This window comes from Lichenicoccus sp. (assembly GCF_965277665.1).
Lineage (GTDB): Bacteria > Pseudomonadota > Alphaproteobacteria > Acetobacterales > Acetobacteraceae > Lichenicoccus.
On sequence record NZ_OZ255835.1, the window covers coordinates 1,249,804 to 1,264,722 of the forward strand.

Below are 14,919 nucleotides of genomic sequence, written 5' to 3' on the forward strand. Positions count from 1 at the left end.
ATCTCTTCACGCTTTCGGGCGCACGAGCGCGAAAGCAAGCCGTGAATTACGCATCCTGTTCAAGAACTCGACAGGTGTGCGCTTCACTGGCGCGCCGGAACGTCGGCCTCATATGCCAGCCTGTCAAGAGCCGCTGCTGGCGCTGCAACGCCCGGTATTCCTTCCTGCTACGGAGACCCCCTGATGGCGCCTCTGGACGACGTCTTCTCCCTTGCAACCCTGATGCGCGAGGAGCGGCGAGAAACCGAGATGAGCCTCGCGCACTATCTCGAGCTCTGCGCCGAGGATCCGTCCTGCTACGCCAGTGCCGCCGAACGGATGCTGAAGGCGATCGGCGAGCCGACCACCATCGACACGTCGCGGGACGCCCGGCTCGGCCGCGTCTTCATGAACCGGACCATCCGGGTCTATCCGGCCTTCTCGGACTTCCACGGCATGGAGGAGACCGTCGAGCGGATCGTCGGATTCTTCCGCCATGCGGCCCAGGGCCTGGAGGAGCGCAAGCAGATCCTCTACCTGCTGGGTCCTGTGGGCGGCGGCAAGTCCTCGCTCGGCGAGCGGCTGAAGTCGCTGATGGAGCGCGAGTCGATCTTCGTGCTCAAGGCCGGCACCCAGATCAGCCCGGTGTTCGAAAGCCCGCTCGGCCTGTTCGACGTCGATCGCATGGCCGACGGCCTGCAGCGGCGCTACGGCATCCCGCGGCGGGTGCTGACCGGCATCGCCAGCCCCTGGGCCTTGAAGCGGCTGGAGGAGTTCGACGGTGACCTGTCGCGCTTCCGGGTGGTCAAGCTGCACCCGTCCAAGCTGCGCCAGATTGCGATCGCCAAGACCGAGCCGGGCGACGACAACAACCAGGATGTCTCCGCCCTGGTCGGCAAGGTCGACATCCGGCAGCTGGAGAGCTTCAGCCAGAACGATCCCGACGCCTACGGGTTCTCGGGCGGCCTCAACCGCGCCAACCAAGGGCTGCTCGAATTCGTCGAGATGTTCAAGGCGCCGATCAAGATGCTGCATCCGCTGCTGACGGCGACGCAGGAAGGCAACTATGTCGGCACCGAGAATATCGGCTCCATCCCGTTCACCGGGGTGATCCTGGCGCACTCGAACGAGGCCGAGTGGCAGACCTTCCGCAACAACCGCACCAACGAAGCCTTCCTCGACCGCGTCTGCGTGATCAAGGTGCCGTACTGCGTGCGCGTCACCGAGGAGACGCGCATCTACGAGAAGCTGATCAGCGGCTCGGCGCTCGGCAGTGCGCCGTGCGCGCCCAACACCCTGGAGATGCTGGCCCGCTTTGCGGTGCTGTCGCGGCTGAAGTCGCATCCGAACTCGACCCAGTTCGCCAAGATGCGCGTCTATGACGGCGAGAATATCCGCGAGACCGATCCCAAGGCCAAGACCATGCAGGAGTATCGCGACTCGGCGGGCGTGGACGAGGGCATGGAGGGGATCTCGACCCGGTTCGCCTTCAAGGTGCTGTCGGGAACCTTCAACCACGATCCGACCGAGATCGCCGCCGACCCTGTGCATCTGATGTATGTGCTGGAACAGGCGGTGCGCCGCGAGCAGTTCGCCGCCGAGGTGGAGGCGAACTATCTCGCCACCCTGAAATCCGAGCTCGCCGGGCGCTACGCGGAGTTCGTCGGCAACGAGATCCAGAAGGCGTACCTGGAGAGCTACCACGACTATGGCCAGAACGTCTTCGACCGCTATCTCGACTATGCCGATGCCTGGATCGAGGACCTGGACTTCAAGGATCCCGACACCGGCCAGATGATGAGCCGCGACCTGCTGAATGCCGAACTCACCAAGATCGAGAAGCCGGCCGGCATCGCCAACCCGAAGGATTTCCGTAACGAGGTGGTCAAGTTCTCGCTGCGTGCGCGGGCACAGAACGGCGGCGCCAACCCGTCCTGGATCTCCTACGAGAAGGTGCGCGACGTCATCGAGAAGCGCATGTTCAGCCAGCTCGAGGACCTGCTGCCAGTGATCAGCTTCGGCTCCAAGAAGGACGGCGACAGCGAGAAGAAGCATGCCCAGTTCGTCGAGCGGATGATCGCCCGCGGCTATACGGAGCGGCAGGTCCGGCGTCTCGTGGAGTGGTACATGCGCGTCAAGCAGTCAGCTTAAGGTCGGAACCCGCTCCCAAGTGGATATCATTGATCGTCGCCCCAACCCGCACGGCAAGAACCTGGAGAACCGCCAGAGGGTTCTGAACAAGGCCCGAGACGCGGTGCAGCGCGCGGCGCGTGATGCGGTGGCCTCGGGCAAGCTGCGCGAGGTGGCCCAGGGCAGCGCGATCTCGATCCCCTCCGATGCGCTGCACGAACCGAGCTTCCAGCGGGTGTTCACCGGGGGTGCCCGCGACCTGGTGCTGTCGGGCAACAAGGTGTTCTCGCGCGGCGACCGTATCCAGCGGCCGCCCGGCGGCAAGGGCGGCGGTGGCGGCGGGGCAGGGGAGGCCGGCGAGAGCGGCGGTGGCGAGGACAGCTTCCGCTTCGTGCTCACGCGCGACGAGTTCCTCGACCTGTTCTTCGACGATCTCGAATTGCCAGACCTGGTCAAGCGCGAGATCACCACCACCGAGACCATGGCCAGCAGCCGTGCCGGCCTCGCCAGCGAAGGCTCGCCGTCGCAGCTCGATCTCGGCCGGACCATGCGCTACTCCATGGCGCGCCGTATCGGACTGCGGCGTCCGAAGACCGAGACGGTGCGCGACCTCGAGGCGCGCATCGCGCTGCTCGAAGGCGAACCTGATGCAGGTGGCGCGCTCGCCTTGGGGGCCGCCGAGGAGCTGGCAGGGCTCAGGGCCGACCTCGCGCTGGCGCAGCGTCGCCTCAACCGCATTCCCTGGGTCGATCCGGTCGATCTGCGATACCGCCGGTTCACCCAGACGCCGAAGCCTTCGACCCGCGCGGTGATGTTCTGCCTGATGGACGTGTCGGGCTCGATGACCGAGCGCATGAAGGACCTCGCCAAGCAGTTCTTCCTGCTGCTGCACGTCTTTCTCGAGCGGCGGCACAAGCAGGTGGACGTGGTGTTCATCCGCCATGCCGAAGCCGCCGAGGAGGTCGACGAGGAGAAGTTCTTCACCGATCCCCGCACCGGGGGCACCATCGTGTCTTCGGCCCTGCACGAGATGATCAAGATACAGAAGCTGCGCTATCCGGCTTCGGCCTGGAACATCTATGTGGCGCAGGCGTCCGATGGCGACAACTCCGCGTCGGACACACCGAAATCCTGCCTGCTGCTGCAGGACACGATCCTGCCAGCCGTTCAGTACTACGCGTATATCGAGATTGTCGGCTCCGGCGCGATCATCCGTGGCGAGACCGACCTCTGGCGCGGCTACAAGCGGGTGGCGGAGACCATGGACCAGCTCGTCATGCGCCAGGTCGCCGAGAAGCGCGATATCTTCCCGGTGTTCCGCGACCTGTTCGCCCGCCGGGCGGAGGCGACGTCATGAACCATGTTCCGCATACACCGACAGCCGGCGGGCGGCCGGGCTCCGAAGCCCCGGGCGGCCTGCTCTACCAGGGTGCGGACTGGAGCTTCGACACGCTGCGGCACTGCTACGATGCAATCGAGCGTATCGCCGACGAGGAGCTGCGCCTCGAGATCTATCCGAACCGCATCGAGGTGATCACCGCCGAGCAGATGCTCGACGTCTATACGTCGCATGGCATGCCGCTGATCTACAAGCACTGGTCGTTCGGCAAGCGCTTCGTGGGCCACGAGAACGCCTACCGGCGTGGCCTGATGGGACTGGCCTACGAGGTGGTGATCAATTCCAGCCCGTGCATCAGCTACCTGATGGAAGAGAACAGCGCCACCATGCAGGCGCTGGTGATCGCGCATGCCGCCTTCGGGCATAACCATTTCTTTCGCAACAACCGCATCTTCCGGGAATGGACCGACCCGTCGGGCATCCTGGATTATCTCGAATTCGCCCGCTCCTACATCGCGCGGTGCGAGGAACGCCATGGCATGCGCGCCGTCGAGCGCATCCTCGATGCCGCGCACGCGCTGCAGAACCAGGGCGTGCACCGGCATTCCGGCGCCAAGCTGATCGACCTCAAGGCGGAGCAGCAGCGCGACCGCGAGCGCCGCGAGCACGAGGAGCGCAGCTTCAACGACCTCTGGCGGACGCTGCCCACCGGCAAGCTGGTGGCTGCGTCCGACAGCCAGAGCGAGCGCCGCCGCAGGCTGGGGCTGCCCGAAGAGAACCTGCTGTACTTCCTCGAGAAGCATGCGCCGAAGCTGGCGCCGTGGGAGAGGGAGGTGATACGCATCGTGCGGCTGATCGCCCAGTATTTCTACCCGCAGCCGCAGGCGAAGATGATGAACGAGGGCTGCGCCACCTGGGTGCATTCCGAGATCATGTCGCGCCTGCACGAGCAAGGCCGCATCGACGATGCCGCCTATCTCGAGGTGATCCACTCCACCACCAACGTGATCACGCAGCCGGGCTTCGACAGTCCGGGCGGCGGCAGCTTCAACCCCTATGCGCTGGGTTATGCGATGATGAGCGACATCGCGCGGGCCTGCACGGATCCGACCGAAGAGGACCGGCGCTGGTTCCCGGACATCGCCGGCAACAACGACGCCATCGGCACCCTGAAGCATGCCTGGTCGGAATATCGCGACGAGAGCTTCATCCAGCAATTCCTGTCGCCCGCGGTGATGCGCCGGTTCCGCATGTTCCGCCTGCTCGACGACGTCTCCAAGCCGTACCTGCTGGTCGACGACATCCACGACGAGGCCGGCTACCGGGAGATCAGGCGGGCGCTGGCGCGCAGCTACGACCCGAGCCACTTCTATGCCGACATCGAGATCGTCGACCTGGACCTGTCCGGAGACCGCTGCCTCCGTCTGGAGCACCGCACCCAGGCGGGCCAGCTGCTCGCCGAGCAGGACGCCCGCGCCTCGCTGCGGCACCTGGCCGAACTGTGGGGCTACGAGGTCAAGCTGATCGAACTCGATCCCCAGACCGATACCGTGCTCGCGACCCACAGCGCAGCACCCTTGCGGGTAAATTGACCGCGCCGCGTCCGCCGGCTCGATCGGGCGCTGCAGTCGAGTTGGCATAATATTCATTATACGGCAATCAGGTGTCCATGAACGCTGAGGACGAGACCCGGCGGCTGCTCGCCATCATGGCCGCCCTGCGCGATCCGGTGACCGGCTGCCCCTGGGACCAGCAGCAGGACTTCGCCAGCATCGCGCCCTATACCATCGAGGAAGCCTACGAGGTCGCCGACGCCATCGCCCGCGAGGACTTCACGGCCCTGCCGGACGAACTCGGCGACCTGCTGCTGCAGGTGGTCTATCACGCGCGCCTGGCCGAGGAGCGCGGCCTGTTCGGCTACGCGGATGTGGCGCGCTGCATCGCCGACAAGATGGTCCGCAGACATCCACACGTGTTCAAAGACGAGGCCGTGGCACCCGGCTTCTGGGAGGCCGGCAAGGCTGCCGAGCGCCGCCGGCGGCAGGTCTCCGGCGCCCTGGCGGGCGTGGCGGCCACGCTCCCTGCCCTGGCGCGCGCCGGCAAGCTGAGCGCCCGCGCCGCGCGTGTCGGGTTCGACTGGCCGGACGCGCCGCGCGTCCTCGACAAGCTCGACGAGGAGGTCGCGGAACTACGCGCCGAGCTGCCCCAGGCTGATCATCCAAGCGATCCTGCCCGGCTCGCCGACGAACTCGGCGATATCCTGTTCACCGTGGCCAACCTCGCCCGCAAGCTCGGCCTGGAGCCGGAGGCCTGCCTGCGCCAGGCCAATCTCAAGTTCAGCCGCCGGTTCGAGGCGATGGAACGGGCCGCGGAAGCTGCCGGATCGTCGTTCTCCGAATTGGACCTGGACGCCATGGAGCGGCTCTGGCGCGACGTGAAGCACGAGGAAGATCGCTGAGCCGCGCGCAAGTCTGAGCCGCGCGCAAGTCTGAGCCGCACGCAAGTCTGAGCCGCACGCAAGTCTGGGCGCGCCTCACCCGGTGCGCTGCCCGCGCGCATAGAGGATCGGCGGCATCCCGACATGGCGGGCAAAAGCGACGCTGAACGTGCTTGCCGAGCTGTAGCCCACTTGTTCGGCGACCTGGCCCATACCGGCTCTCTCCCGGCGCAGCAGGTCCTTCGCCAACGCCATGCGCCAGTCCAGCAGGTATCGCATCGGCGCGACACCCACCTCGCGCCTGAACCGTTCGAAGAAAGTCGACCGCGAAAGTGCCGCCTCCCGCGCCAGCTCGACCACCGTCCAGGCTCGGGTCGGGCGAGCATGCATCTGCCGCAACGCGACCGCGATCCGGTCGTCCGCGAGCCCGCGCAGCAGGCCCGGCGGCGGTGCAGATCCCATGGTCGAGCGGAGCGCCTCGATCAGCAGGACCTCGAGCAGGCGCCCCAGGACCGCGTCACGACCGGGCCGGTCGCCGCGGCTTTCCTCGTTCATGAGTTCGACCAGCGTGGTCAGTCGTCCTTCCCCCCGGACATGCACGAGCTGCGGGAGGAGCGACACCAGCAGGTTGGCATCGTCCGAGCCGAACGCGCAGTGACCCACCAGCATCCGGACGTCGGGTGGGTCATCCTGGCTGCCGAGCCGGAACACGCCGGGGCTCGTCTCGGCCCGCTCGGCCTCGACACCAACCGGCGGCGGCTCGAGACTGGATGTGGCGAAATCGCAGGCCGCAGGCACGAGAACGAAGTCGCCGCTTTCGAGGGTGGTCGGCTCCTGTCCGGCGATCGAGAGCCGACACGAACCGTCGAGCACCGCGCAGTAAAACGGGCGCCCCGCCTCCGAGCGGCGCACGGCCCAGGCACCACCTGCCACGACCAGCTTGGAAAACGCGGCGCTCGGCCGCAGCAAGCCGACGACCTGAGTGAGCGGATCTGACATGCGCGGACTTACGCCAACGAAATTCGGACTTGCGATGGTAGCGGGTCCGGGTGAGCCGGCCTACACCCTGCGATCCCCGCATTGGAGTTCTCATGAACACCATCCTTATCACCGGATGCTCGTCCGGTTTCGGCCTGGCGACAGCGCGCTATTTCCTCGACCGCGAGTGGACGGTCATCGCCACCATGCGCACGCCGCGCGAGGACGTGCTGCCCCGGTCCGACCGGCTTCGGATTCTGCCGCTCGACGTCACCGACGCGGGCAGCATCGCGCGTGTCGTGCAGGCGGCCGGCCCGATCGACGTGCTGGTCAACAACGCGGGCGTCGGCCTGCTCAATGCGTTGGAAGGCGTGTCGATGGACATGGCCCGCGAGGTGTTCGAGACGAACACGCTCGGCACCATCGCCATGACCAAGGCCGTGCTGCCGCAGTTCAGGGCGCGGCGCTCGGGCGTGGTGATCAACGTGACGTCAACCGTCACGCTGCGGCCGCTGCACCTGCTCTCGATCTACACGGCCAGCAAGGCGGCGGTGAACGCGTTCACCGAGTCGCTGGCGCTCGAACTGGAGCCATTCGGCGTGCGCGCGCGCTTGGTCCTTCCGGGCCGGGCCCCCGAGACCGGCTTCGGCAACAATGCCCGCGCCCGCATGGGAATGAGCGTTCCCGAGGCCTATGCCGACATGGCAGCAGACGTTTTTGCGAGGTTGCAGCAGCCGACGCAGGAAATCACGCGTTCGCTGGACGTGGCGGAAGCGGTGTGGCGTGCGGCGACGGATCCGACATGCCCGATGCGCCTTCCCGCCGGAGCCGACGCGGTGGCTTGGGCCAAAGCGGGCTGAGCAAAGAGAGGCCGCGAATTCCGAGTGCCGCTTGAACGCCGCCGCTGACTGCGATCAGGCGTCCGCGCGCTTTAGGGTGGCGGCGAGCACGTCACGCATCGTTTGCGGTCGCCGGCCGAGCAGCGTCTGCAGCGTCGGATCGACCACGGCGAAGTCGCCGCGCCGGGCGCTCCGATAGGCCCCGAGCAGCATCTCCGCCATTGGCGCAGGAGCGCCCTCTGCCACCTTGGCGTCGAGCCATTCCTTGTCGGATACGATCACCCGCTTGATCTCGCGCCCGGTCAGTTCGGACGCGATGGCGGCTAGCTCCGCCATGGTGAACGCCTCGGGGGCGGTCAATGCGGGCGTGATGCCGTCCAGACGTCCTGCCTCGGCGAGCACGATCGCGTCCGCCTCCGCCAGGTCGGCGCGCGCGGTCCAGCTCACCGGACCGTCCTCAGGCGCACGGATTTCGCCGGCTTCGAAGCCGCGGCCGATAAGGTGGAAGGCACTCTCGGCGTAGAAGCCGTGCCGCAGCGACGTGAACGGCAGCCCTGCCTCGTCCAGGAACGCCTCGATGGCGGCGTGATCCTTGAAGGGCGAGTGGGCGTGGGTGCCCATGTGGCTGGTGTAGAGCACACGGCGCGCACCGGCCGCGCGGGCGGCCTCGATCGCCGTGCGGCTCAACCGGCGCCCCGTCTCCCCGAGCTGGTCCGGGGAGACGACCAGCACCTGCTCGGCGCCCGCAAACGCCATCGCCAAGCCGTCACGCTGGGCGAAGTCGCCGGCGCGGACCTGGACGCCCTTCTCGGCGAGCGCCGCCGCCTTCGCAGGGTCGCGAACGCTGGCAACGATCCGGTCCGCGGGCATGCGGGTGAGCAGCCCTTCCACGACGGCCCGTCCGAGTTGGCCGGTAGCTCCAGTCACGACGATCATGGGCGTCCTCATTAACGGCGATACGATTTTCGACATCGCACTGATATCCGCAGATCCCTACGCTCGCAGGATGGACGCACCAAGAGCGGCTGGGGCCGGGCCGGAGGCGCGCGAGAGGATCGTCACGGCCGCGGTGGCGTTGCTGGCGTATGGCGGCAGGGCAGCGCTCACCACGCGCGCGGTGGCTGCGGGCGCCGCCGTCGCCGGGCATGACTTCATGAGCTATCTTCGACGGAGCGACTGTAACCTCGACCCTCCGCGCCTCGAACAACAGGACAGCACCCCTGGTCGGACGACATCCCTGCGGCACGCATCCATCGCCACCGTCACTCCCGGCTGCGCCATCGCCGTCATGGGGAAGGTCCCGCGCGCGGGAAGGTCCAAGACGCGCCTCGGCGCCATTATCGGGGCTCACGCCGCGGCCGCCCTCAGCGGGGCCTTCCTGCGAGATACCACCGACAACGTCGCCTTGGCGGCCCGCGAGGCGCCCATCCTTGGCTACGTGGCCTACGCTCCCGCCGGCGAGGAACAGGAGCTCCGCAGCTATATGGCCCCCGGCACCGAGCTCCTGCTTGCCGACGGCGCCGGCCCGATGCCCGACGGCGTCGACGGCTTCGGCCGCTCCCTGTTCGGCGCCGTCCGCGACCTTCTCGCCGCTGGCCACGACTCCGCCTGCGTCCTGAACTCGGACGGCCCGACCCTGCCCACTGCCTTCCTCGTCCGCACCGCCGCCCTGCTGGCGGAGCCCGGCGATCGCGCCGTGCTCGGGCCGGCCGAGGACGGCGGCTACTACGTCCTCGGCCTCAAACGCCCGCACGCCTGCCTGTTCCGCGACATCGCCTGGAGCACCGCAGGCGTCGCTGACGCCACGCGCGCCCGCGCCGCCTGCCTCGGTCTCGACCTCGTCGAGCTTCCCCCCTGGTACGACGTCGACGACGTTGCCTCCCTCGGCCGCCTCAGCGCGGCACTCGCTGACCCGGTCCATCCCGGTTTCGCCTCCCCCGCCACCCGGGCCTGCCTCGACCGCCTCGGCCTCGCCGCTACCCTGCCCCGACCTCCGGCGGCATGTTCGTGACCAGCTCCTGCCGCCGCGACGACCTCGCCTTGTCCCTGCTCGGCATCCTCATCGTCGCCCTGATCCTGTGCGGCCTGGCGCTGCACCGCCCGGGTGCCCCCAGCGTCGGGTCCATCCCGCTCGTGAACGGGTTCGTGGCGCTGCTGGCCGCCGCCGGCCTGGTCTTTCTGCTCGCCTGCAGTCTTGTGCTGCGCCGGCCGCCCGGACGCGGCACCGGCCGCCGGACGCTCCTCATCGTCCTCGTCGTCGCCGCGCTGATGCGTGCCGGCCCGCTGCTGGCTCCCCCGTTCCTGTCCAGCGACCTCTACCGCTATGTCTGGGACGGCCGCGTCCAGCGCGCCGGCATCAATCCCTACCGCTTCATTCCCGCCGATGCCGCGCTCTCCGCCCTCCGCGATGAGGCCATCTATCCGCACGTCAATCGCCGCGACTACGCCCCCACCATCTATCCGCCGGTCGCGCAGCTGCTGTTCCGCGCCGTCGCCTCCGTCAGTCAGACCGCGCTGGCGATGAAGTCCGCCGCGGTTCTCATGGAATGCCTGGCCATCGCCTGCCTCGTCTCCACGCTGCGCCACGCGGGTCTCCCGGCAGCGCGAGTGCTGCTCTACGCCTGGAACCCGCTTGCCGCCTGGACTTTCGCCGGCAACGGCCATGTCGATGCCGCCGCAGTCGGCTTTCTCGCCCTCGCCCTGCTGCTGCGCGTGCGCGGCCAGGACGGCTGGAGCGGCGTCGCCCTCGGCGCTGCCGTGTTGGTGAAGTTCATCCCTGCCGCCGTCGTCCCCGCCTTCTGGCGCTGGCGCTGGCGCTTCCCCGCCGCCCTCGTCGCGACGATGGTCCTGCTCTACCTGCCGTTCCTGGACGTCGGCTGGCGTCGTGCGTTCGGGTTCCTCGGCGCCTATGGTGGCGAGGAAGGCCTGCGCGACGGCAGCGGGATCTGGCTCCTTGCCGGCCTCACGCGCCTCGGCCCGCTCCCGCCCGCCGCCACCTCCATCTACCTGCTGCTCTCCGCCCTGGGTCTCGCCGCTCTGGCGCTCGCCACCGGTCTGTCCCGCCACCCGGGCAATTCCAGCGGTGCCGCCGTCTCTGTCGCCGCCCGTGCCGGCTGCCTCGCCGCCGCCGTCTTCCTCGTGCTCAGCCCGCACTACCCCTGGTACTTTCCCTGGCTCGGCCTGTTCGCAGCACTCGCCCCGGCCTTCTCCCTGCTGTGGCTCTCGGTAGCGCCGCTCGTGCTCTACCTCGACCCCTGGCACGAATTCTTCATCTGGCCGTCCCTCGTCTACGTCCCCGCGATCCTGCTCGCGGCCATCGACATCCGGCGCGGCATCCTGCCCTTCGGAACCACCGGCACTCCGACAGGAAGCCTGCCCGCATGAGCACCGACAACCACGGCGTGTCCACGCCGGTCCACGACCCGAGCCGCTATTTCGAGCAGATCGATCGGTCCCGCTCGACCGAAGCGGGAAAGCCGCCCGTCTGCCTGTATCTGGAGGTCACCAATCGCTGCAACCTGCTGTGCGAGACCTGCCCCCGTACCTTCGAGACCCTCGAACCGCCGGCGGACATGAGCTGGGAGCTGTTCACGCGCATCGTCGACCAGCTTCCCGGACTGCAGCGCGCCGTGCTGCACGGCGTCGGCGAGCCGATGCTGGTGCGCGAGCTGCCGCGGATGGTGCGCTACCTCAAGGACCGCGGTGTCTATGTGCTGTTCAACACCAACGGCACCCTGCTCAACCCGCGAAAATTCCGCGAACTCGTCGACACCGGCCTCGACGAGCTTCGCGTCTCGCTCGATGCCGCCGATGCGAAGACCTACGCCCTGGTCCGCGGCAAGGACTTCTTCGACCGCATCGTCCGCGACGTCCGCAAGTTCACGCAGTATCAGCAGGCCATCGGCGCGACAACGCCGCGCGTCTCGCTCTGGCTCACCGGCCTGAAGGAGACCGTGCAGCAGCTGCCGGACTTCGTCCGCCTCGCGGCCGACATGGGGGTGGGCGAGGTCCACCTCCAGCGCCTGGTTTTCGACGACACCGGCGTCGGGTTGGCCCGCGCGGAAAGCTCGCTGTTTGAACGCATGCAGGCCGAGGAGCAGGCCGTGATCGGCGAGGCCACCGAACTGGGCCGCACGCTGGGCATCACCCTCGACGCCTCCGGCGCCACCGAGCCCGGCCTCAGCCTCAAGCAGGTCGATGACGAGCAGCCCTGGTCGCTCTGCCGCCGCCCCTGGTCGCTGATGTATTTCACCGCCCACGGACGCGCGCTGCCCTGCTGCATCGCGCCGTTCTCCGCCCGCGACTACGGCACCTACACGCTCGGCGACGCCACCCAGCAGGACATCCGCGAGATGTGGAACGGCCCCGCTTATCGCGACTTCCGCGCCCAGTTGCTCAGCGACGATCCGCCGAAGCCCTGCCAGGGCTGCGGACTGCGCTGGAGCCTGTAAGCCGATGCCTGTTGCGGACCCGAACCTGGTCGCCGCTGTCATTCCGGTGTTCCGCGAACAGGGCGCCATCGGCCCCACGCTTCGCCGCCTGCCACGCGATGTGGTCAGCCATGCCATCGTCGTTGATGGCGGCAGCCGCGACGACACCGTGGCCGAAGCCGAGGCCGCAGGCGGCACTGTCATTGTGGAGAGCCGCCGCGGCTACGGCCGCGCCTGCGCCAGCGGTGTGTCCGAGGCCAGCCGCCTCGGGGCGGCCATCGTGCTGTTCCTCGATGGCGATGGCAGCGACGAGGTCGAGCGCGCTTCTGCCATCATCGGTCCCGTGCTCCGCAACGAGGCCGACCTCGTGCTGGCCTGGCGGTCCGCGCCCGGTCGCGAGCCCGGCAGCATGGGCCGCCACCAGGTCTTTGCCGGCTGGTTGATCGGCCTCGTCTCTCGCCTGCTCACCGGCACCCGCTATCGCGACATGTCCGCCTTTCGCGCCATTCGCATTGAAGTCCTCGAGCGCCTCCGCATGACCGAGATGACCTATGGCTGGAACCTGGAGATGCAACTCCGCGCCGCCCACGCCGGTTTGCGCATCCGCGAAATCGAACTCCCATATCGCTGCCGCCTCGCCGGCTCCTCCAAGGTCGCCGGCAACTGGCGCGGCACGCTCCGTACGACACTGCGTCTTGCGGCCGTGCTGTCCCGCACCGGCCGTGCCGTCCTTGCCGATCGCCGCCGCTCCGCCCCGGCCGGCCTTCGATGAACAGGCGCTCAGTGCGACGGCTTCGCCAGTCCCACCCTGATCTCCGCGTTACGCGGCACCGGCTCAGTGCCCGTCGCATCGAAGCTCGGCAGCGCGTCGAGCTGCTGGACCGAGAACGCGACCGGTTCCACCACGTCCCCCAGCAACGCCATCGCGTCCACCGGCACCGCGATCAGCCGGCCGCCGATCCCCAGCCAGCTTCCGTAGCGTATGACCAGCTCGATCCGCCGGTCCGCGCCCTGCACCACGTCGCGCACCCGGCCGAGCGCCTGCTGGCTCGCCACCGGCCGCCTGACTTCGCGCCCGATCAGCGTGCCCACCCGCACTCGCTGCGGAAACCGCATCGCCGCCGACTGTTCCAACGTCATTCCGCTCGGCGGAGGCATCCCTCCGGGCGTCCGGCTCTGCGCGAGAGCCGCCTGCGCCGCGCACACGCAGGCTACCGCCACCATCCGCTTCAACAAAACCGCATCCCCTTACAAGAACGTTGAGCCGCCATTGGCGACGCTTCGAAATACGACCCGTGATCCGCTGGAGGTTACACTGGTAGAGATGCAGGCCGACATTCCCTCGGCGCAACGCGACCGCCGGCTACACCCATGGCCGGTGCGCGTCATGCATTGGCTCAACGCCCTCGCGATGATCGTCATGATAACCTCCGGTTGGGGCATCTACGACGACGATGCCATCATCAAGGGCTTCCTGTTCCCCGGCGTTCTGCGCCTCGGTGAATGGGCCGCCCCCAGCCTGAACTACCACTTTGCCGGCATGTGGCTGTTGGCGGTCAACGGCCTGGCCTACCTCGCCTACGGCCTCGCCACCGGGCGCTTGCGCGAACGCCTGCTGCCGATCCGCACCCGCGAGATCGTGAGCACGGTGCGCGATACGCTGCGATTCCGGATCGCACACGAGGACCTCACCACCTACAACGCAGTGCAGAAGCTGCTCTACATCGTCGCCATACTCGCTGGCGTCATGCAGGTCGCGTCCGGGCTGGCGATCTGGAAGCCGGTTCAATTTTCCGGTCTCGTTTCCCTGCTCGGCGGCTTTCAGTTCGCTCGCATCATCCACTTTGCCGGCATGACGATCCTGGTCGGTTTCCTGATCGTGCATGTGGCGCTGGCGCTGCTGGTTCCCCAGACCCTGTGGGCGATGCTGTCCGGCGGTCCGAGGCTCGAGACGCGACGGCTCGACGAACCGGCTTCCGCTCAAGACGGGAAGATGCCATGAGGTCCCCCTTCCGTCCCGCCGACCGCCCCGACCCCGCCATCCTCGACGACCACAAGCCGCTGCTGAGCGCCATCGAGCGCCGCAAGCTGCTCCGCGGCGGCTTGTCCCTCGGGGCGCTGTCCATGCTCACTGGCTGCGACGTCAAGCGGTCGGAGTCCGTGCAGTCCGCGCTGCTCGCCATCTCCAGTCTCAATGACGGCGTGCAGGCCTGGCTGTTCGACCCCACGAAGCTCGCTCCCACCTATCCCGCCAGCCAAGTCCTCAGGCCGCCCAAATTCAACGCCTACTACGACGTCATCGACGTCAAACCCGTCGATCTCGCCAGCTGGAAGCTCGAGCTGTCCGGCCTCATCGCGAACCGCAAACCCTGGACGCTCCCCGAACTCGCCGCACTGCCGCAGACCGACATGATCATCAAGCACATCTGTGTCGAAGGCTGGGACTATATCGGCGAATGGTCCGGCGTCCGCTTGTCGACGTTCCTCAAGCGCATCGGCGCCGACCTGAAGGCCAGGTATGTCGCCTTCAAGACAGCCGACGACTACCCCAGCAGCATCGACATGGCGACCGCCCTGCACTCGCAGACCATTCTCGCCCTGGATTACGCCGGCGAGACGATCACCGACCCGTTCGGCTTCCCGTTGCGTCTGCGAATGTCCACCAAGCTTGGCTACAAAAACCCGAAATGGATCACCGCGATGGAGGTCACGAACACCTATCGAGGCGGCTACTGGGAGAAGCAGGGCTTCCCCTGGTTTGCCGGCCTGTGAGGCAAACGGAGCCTC

The 14,919-nt window shown here is 67.8% G+C and carries 14 protein-coding genes; 11 read left to right on the forward strand and 3 right to left on the reverse strand.

Annotation, left to right across the window (positions count from 1 at the left end; all coding sequences use genetic code 11):
- Window positions 1-183: 183 nt before the first annotated feature.
- The 4 genes from ACQY4O_RS05595 (at window position 184) to mazG (ending at window position 5,906) form a co-directional block, all read left to right on the forward strand.
- Window positions 184-2,130, forward strand: coding sequence for a PrkA family serine protein kinase (locus tag ACQY4O_RS05595; protein WP_428375225.1), 1,947 nt, complete (start codon window positions 184-186; stop codon window positions 2,128-2,130).
- Between the two features lie 19 nt (window positions 2,131-2,149).
- The gene (locus ACQY4O_RS05600; RefSeq protein WP_428375226.1) at window positions 2,150-3,466 is read left to right on the forward strand and encodes a YeaH/YhbH family protein; all 1,317 of its coding nucleotides are present in this window, start codon (window positions 2,150-2,152) and stop codon (window positions 3,464-3,466) included.
- Complete coding sequence (locus tag ACQY4O_RS05605; protein WP_428375227.1) at window positions 3,463-5,040, forward strand: SpoVR family protein; 1,578 nt, start codon at window positions 3,463-3,465, stop codon at window positions 5,038-5,040. The genes ACQY4O_RS05600 and ACQY4O_RS05605 overlap by 4 nt, the downstream gene beginning before the upstream one ends.
- A 77-nt stretch (window positions 5,041-5,117) precedes the next feature.
- The gene (mazG, locus tag ACQY4O_RS05610; protein ID WP_428375228.1) at window positions 5,118-5,906 is read left to right on the forward strand and encodes a nucleoside triphosphate pyrophosphohydrolase; all 789 of its coding nucleotides are present in this window, start codon (window positions 5,118-5,120) and stop codon (window positions 5,904-5,906) included.
- A gap of 75 nt (window positions 5,907-5,981) precedes the next feature.
- Here mazG and ACQY4O_RS05615 read toward each other — a convergent pair whose 3' ends face one another.
- Window positions 5,982-6,884 carry an AraC family transcriptional regulator gene (locus tag ACQY4O_RS05615; RefSeq protein ID WP_428375229.1) on the reverse strand — a complete coding sequence of 301 codons (903 nt, stop codon included), beginning with the start codon at window positions 6,882-6,884 and terminating at the stop codon, window positions 5,982-5,984.
- Between the two features lie 50 nt (window positions 6,885-6,934).
- Here ACQY4O_RS05615 and ACQY4O_RS05620 point away from each other — a divergent pair, with 50 nt between their 5' ends.
- On the forward strand, window positions 6,935-7,723 hold the full coding sequence (locus ACQY4O_RS05620; RefSeq protein ID WP_428375230.1) for an SDR family oxidoreductase: 789 nt from the start codon (window positions 6,935-6,937) through the stop codon (window positions 7,721-7,723).
- A gap of 54 nt (window positions 7,724-7,777) precedes the next feature.
- Here ACQY4O_RS05620 and ACQY4O_RS05625 read toward each other — a convergent pair whose 3' ends face one another.
- The gene (locus ACQY4O_RS05625) at window positions 7,778-8,638 is read right to left on the reverse strand and encodes an NAD(P)H-binding protein (RefSeq protein ID WP_428375231.1); all 861 of its coding nucleotides are present in this window, start codon (window positions 8,636-8,638) and stop codon (window positions 7,778-7,780) included.
- Window positions 8,639-8,708: 70 nt separating this feature from the next.
- Between ACQY4O_RS05625 and ACQY4O_RS05630 the strand changes: the two genes are divergently transcribed.
- The 4 genes from ACQY4O_RS05630 to ACQY4O_RS05645 are packed head-to-tail and all read left to right on the forward strand — an operon-like array spanning window position 8,709 to window position 12,904.
- Entirely contained in the window at window positions 8,709-9,713 is a 1,005-nt protein-coding gene (locus tag ACQY4O_RS05630) for a TIGR04282 family arsenosugar biosynthesis glycosyltransferase (RefSeq protein ID WP_428375232.1), read from the forward strand.
- Window positions 9,704-11,086: a glycosyltransferase 87 family protein gene (locus ACQY4O_RS05635; RefSeq protein ID WP_428375233.1), complete on the forward strand. Its 1,383-nt coding sequence runs from the start codon at window positions 9,704-9,706 to the stop codon at window positions 11,084-11,086. The genes ACQY4O_RS05630 and ACQY4O_RS05635 overlap by 10 nt, the downstream gene beginning before the upstream one ends.
- A complete protein-coding gene (locus ACQY4O_RS05640) occupies window positions 11,083-12,153 on the forward strand; it encodes a radical SAM/SPASM domain-containing protein (RefSeq protein WP_428375234.1) in 1,071 nt (356 codons plus the stop codon). The genes ACQY4O_RS05635 and ACQY4O_RS05640 overlap by 4 nt, the downstream gene beginning before the upstream one ends.
- Before the next feature lie 46 nt (window positions 12,154-12,199).
- Complete coding sequence (locus ACQY4O_RS05645) at window positions 12,200-12,904, forward strand: glycosyltransferase family 2 protein (protein WP_428375235.1); 705 nt, start codon at window positions 12,200-12,202, stop codon at window positions 12,902-12,904.
- An 8-nt stretch (window positions 12,905-12,912) separates the two neighbouring features.
- On the opposite strand, the gene ACQY4O_RS05650 is transcribed toward ACQY4O_RS05645, so the two are convergent.
- Window positions 12,913-13,224, reverse strand: a complete 312-nt coding sequence (locus tag ACQY4O_RS05650; RefSeq protein WP_428375236.1) for a hypothetical protein — start codon at window positions 13,222-13,224, stop codon at window positions 12,913-12,915.
- On the opposite strand from ACQY4O_RS05650, the gene ACQY4O_RS05655 reads away from it, so the two are divergent.
- Together ACQY4O_RS05655 and ACQY4O_RS05660 are read left to right on the forward strand one after the other, a co-directional pair.
- Entirely contained in the window at window positions 13,217-14,134 is a 918-nt protein-coding gene (locus ACQY4O_RS05655; RefSeq protein WP_428375237.1) for a cytochrome b/b6 domain-containing protein, read from the forward strand. The two genes, ACQY4O_RS05650 and ACQY4O_RS05655, sit on opposite strands and share 8 nt — an antisense overlap.
- On the forward strand, window positions 14,131-14,904 hold the full coding sequence (locus ACQY4O_RS05660) for a molybdopterin-dependent oxidoreductase (RefSeq protein ID WP_428375238.1): 774 nt from the start codon (window positions 14,131-14,133) through the stop codon (window positions 14,902-14,904). The genes ACQY4O_RS05655 and ACQY4O_RS05660 overlap by 4 nt, the downstream gene beginning before the upstream one ends.
- Window positions 14,905-14,919 lie beyond the last annotated feature (15 nt).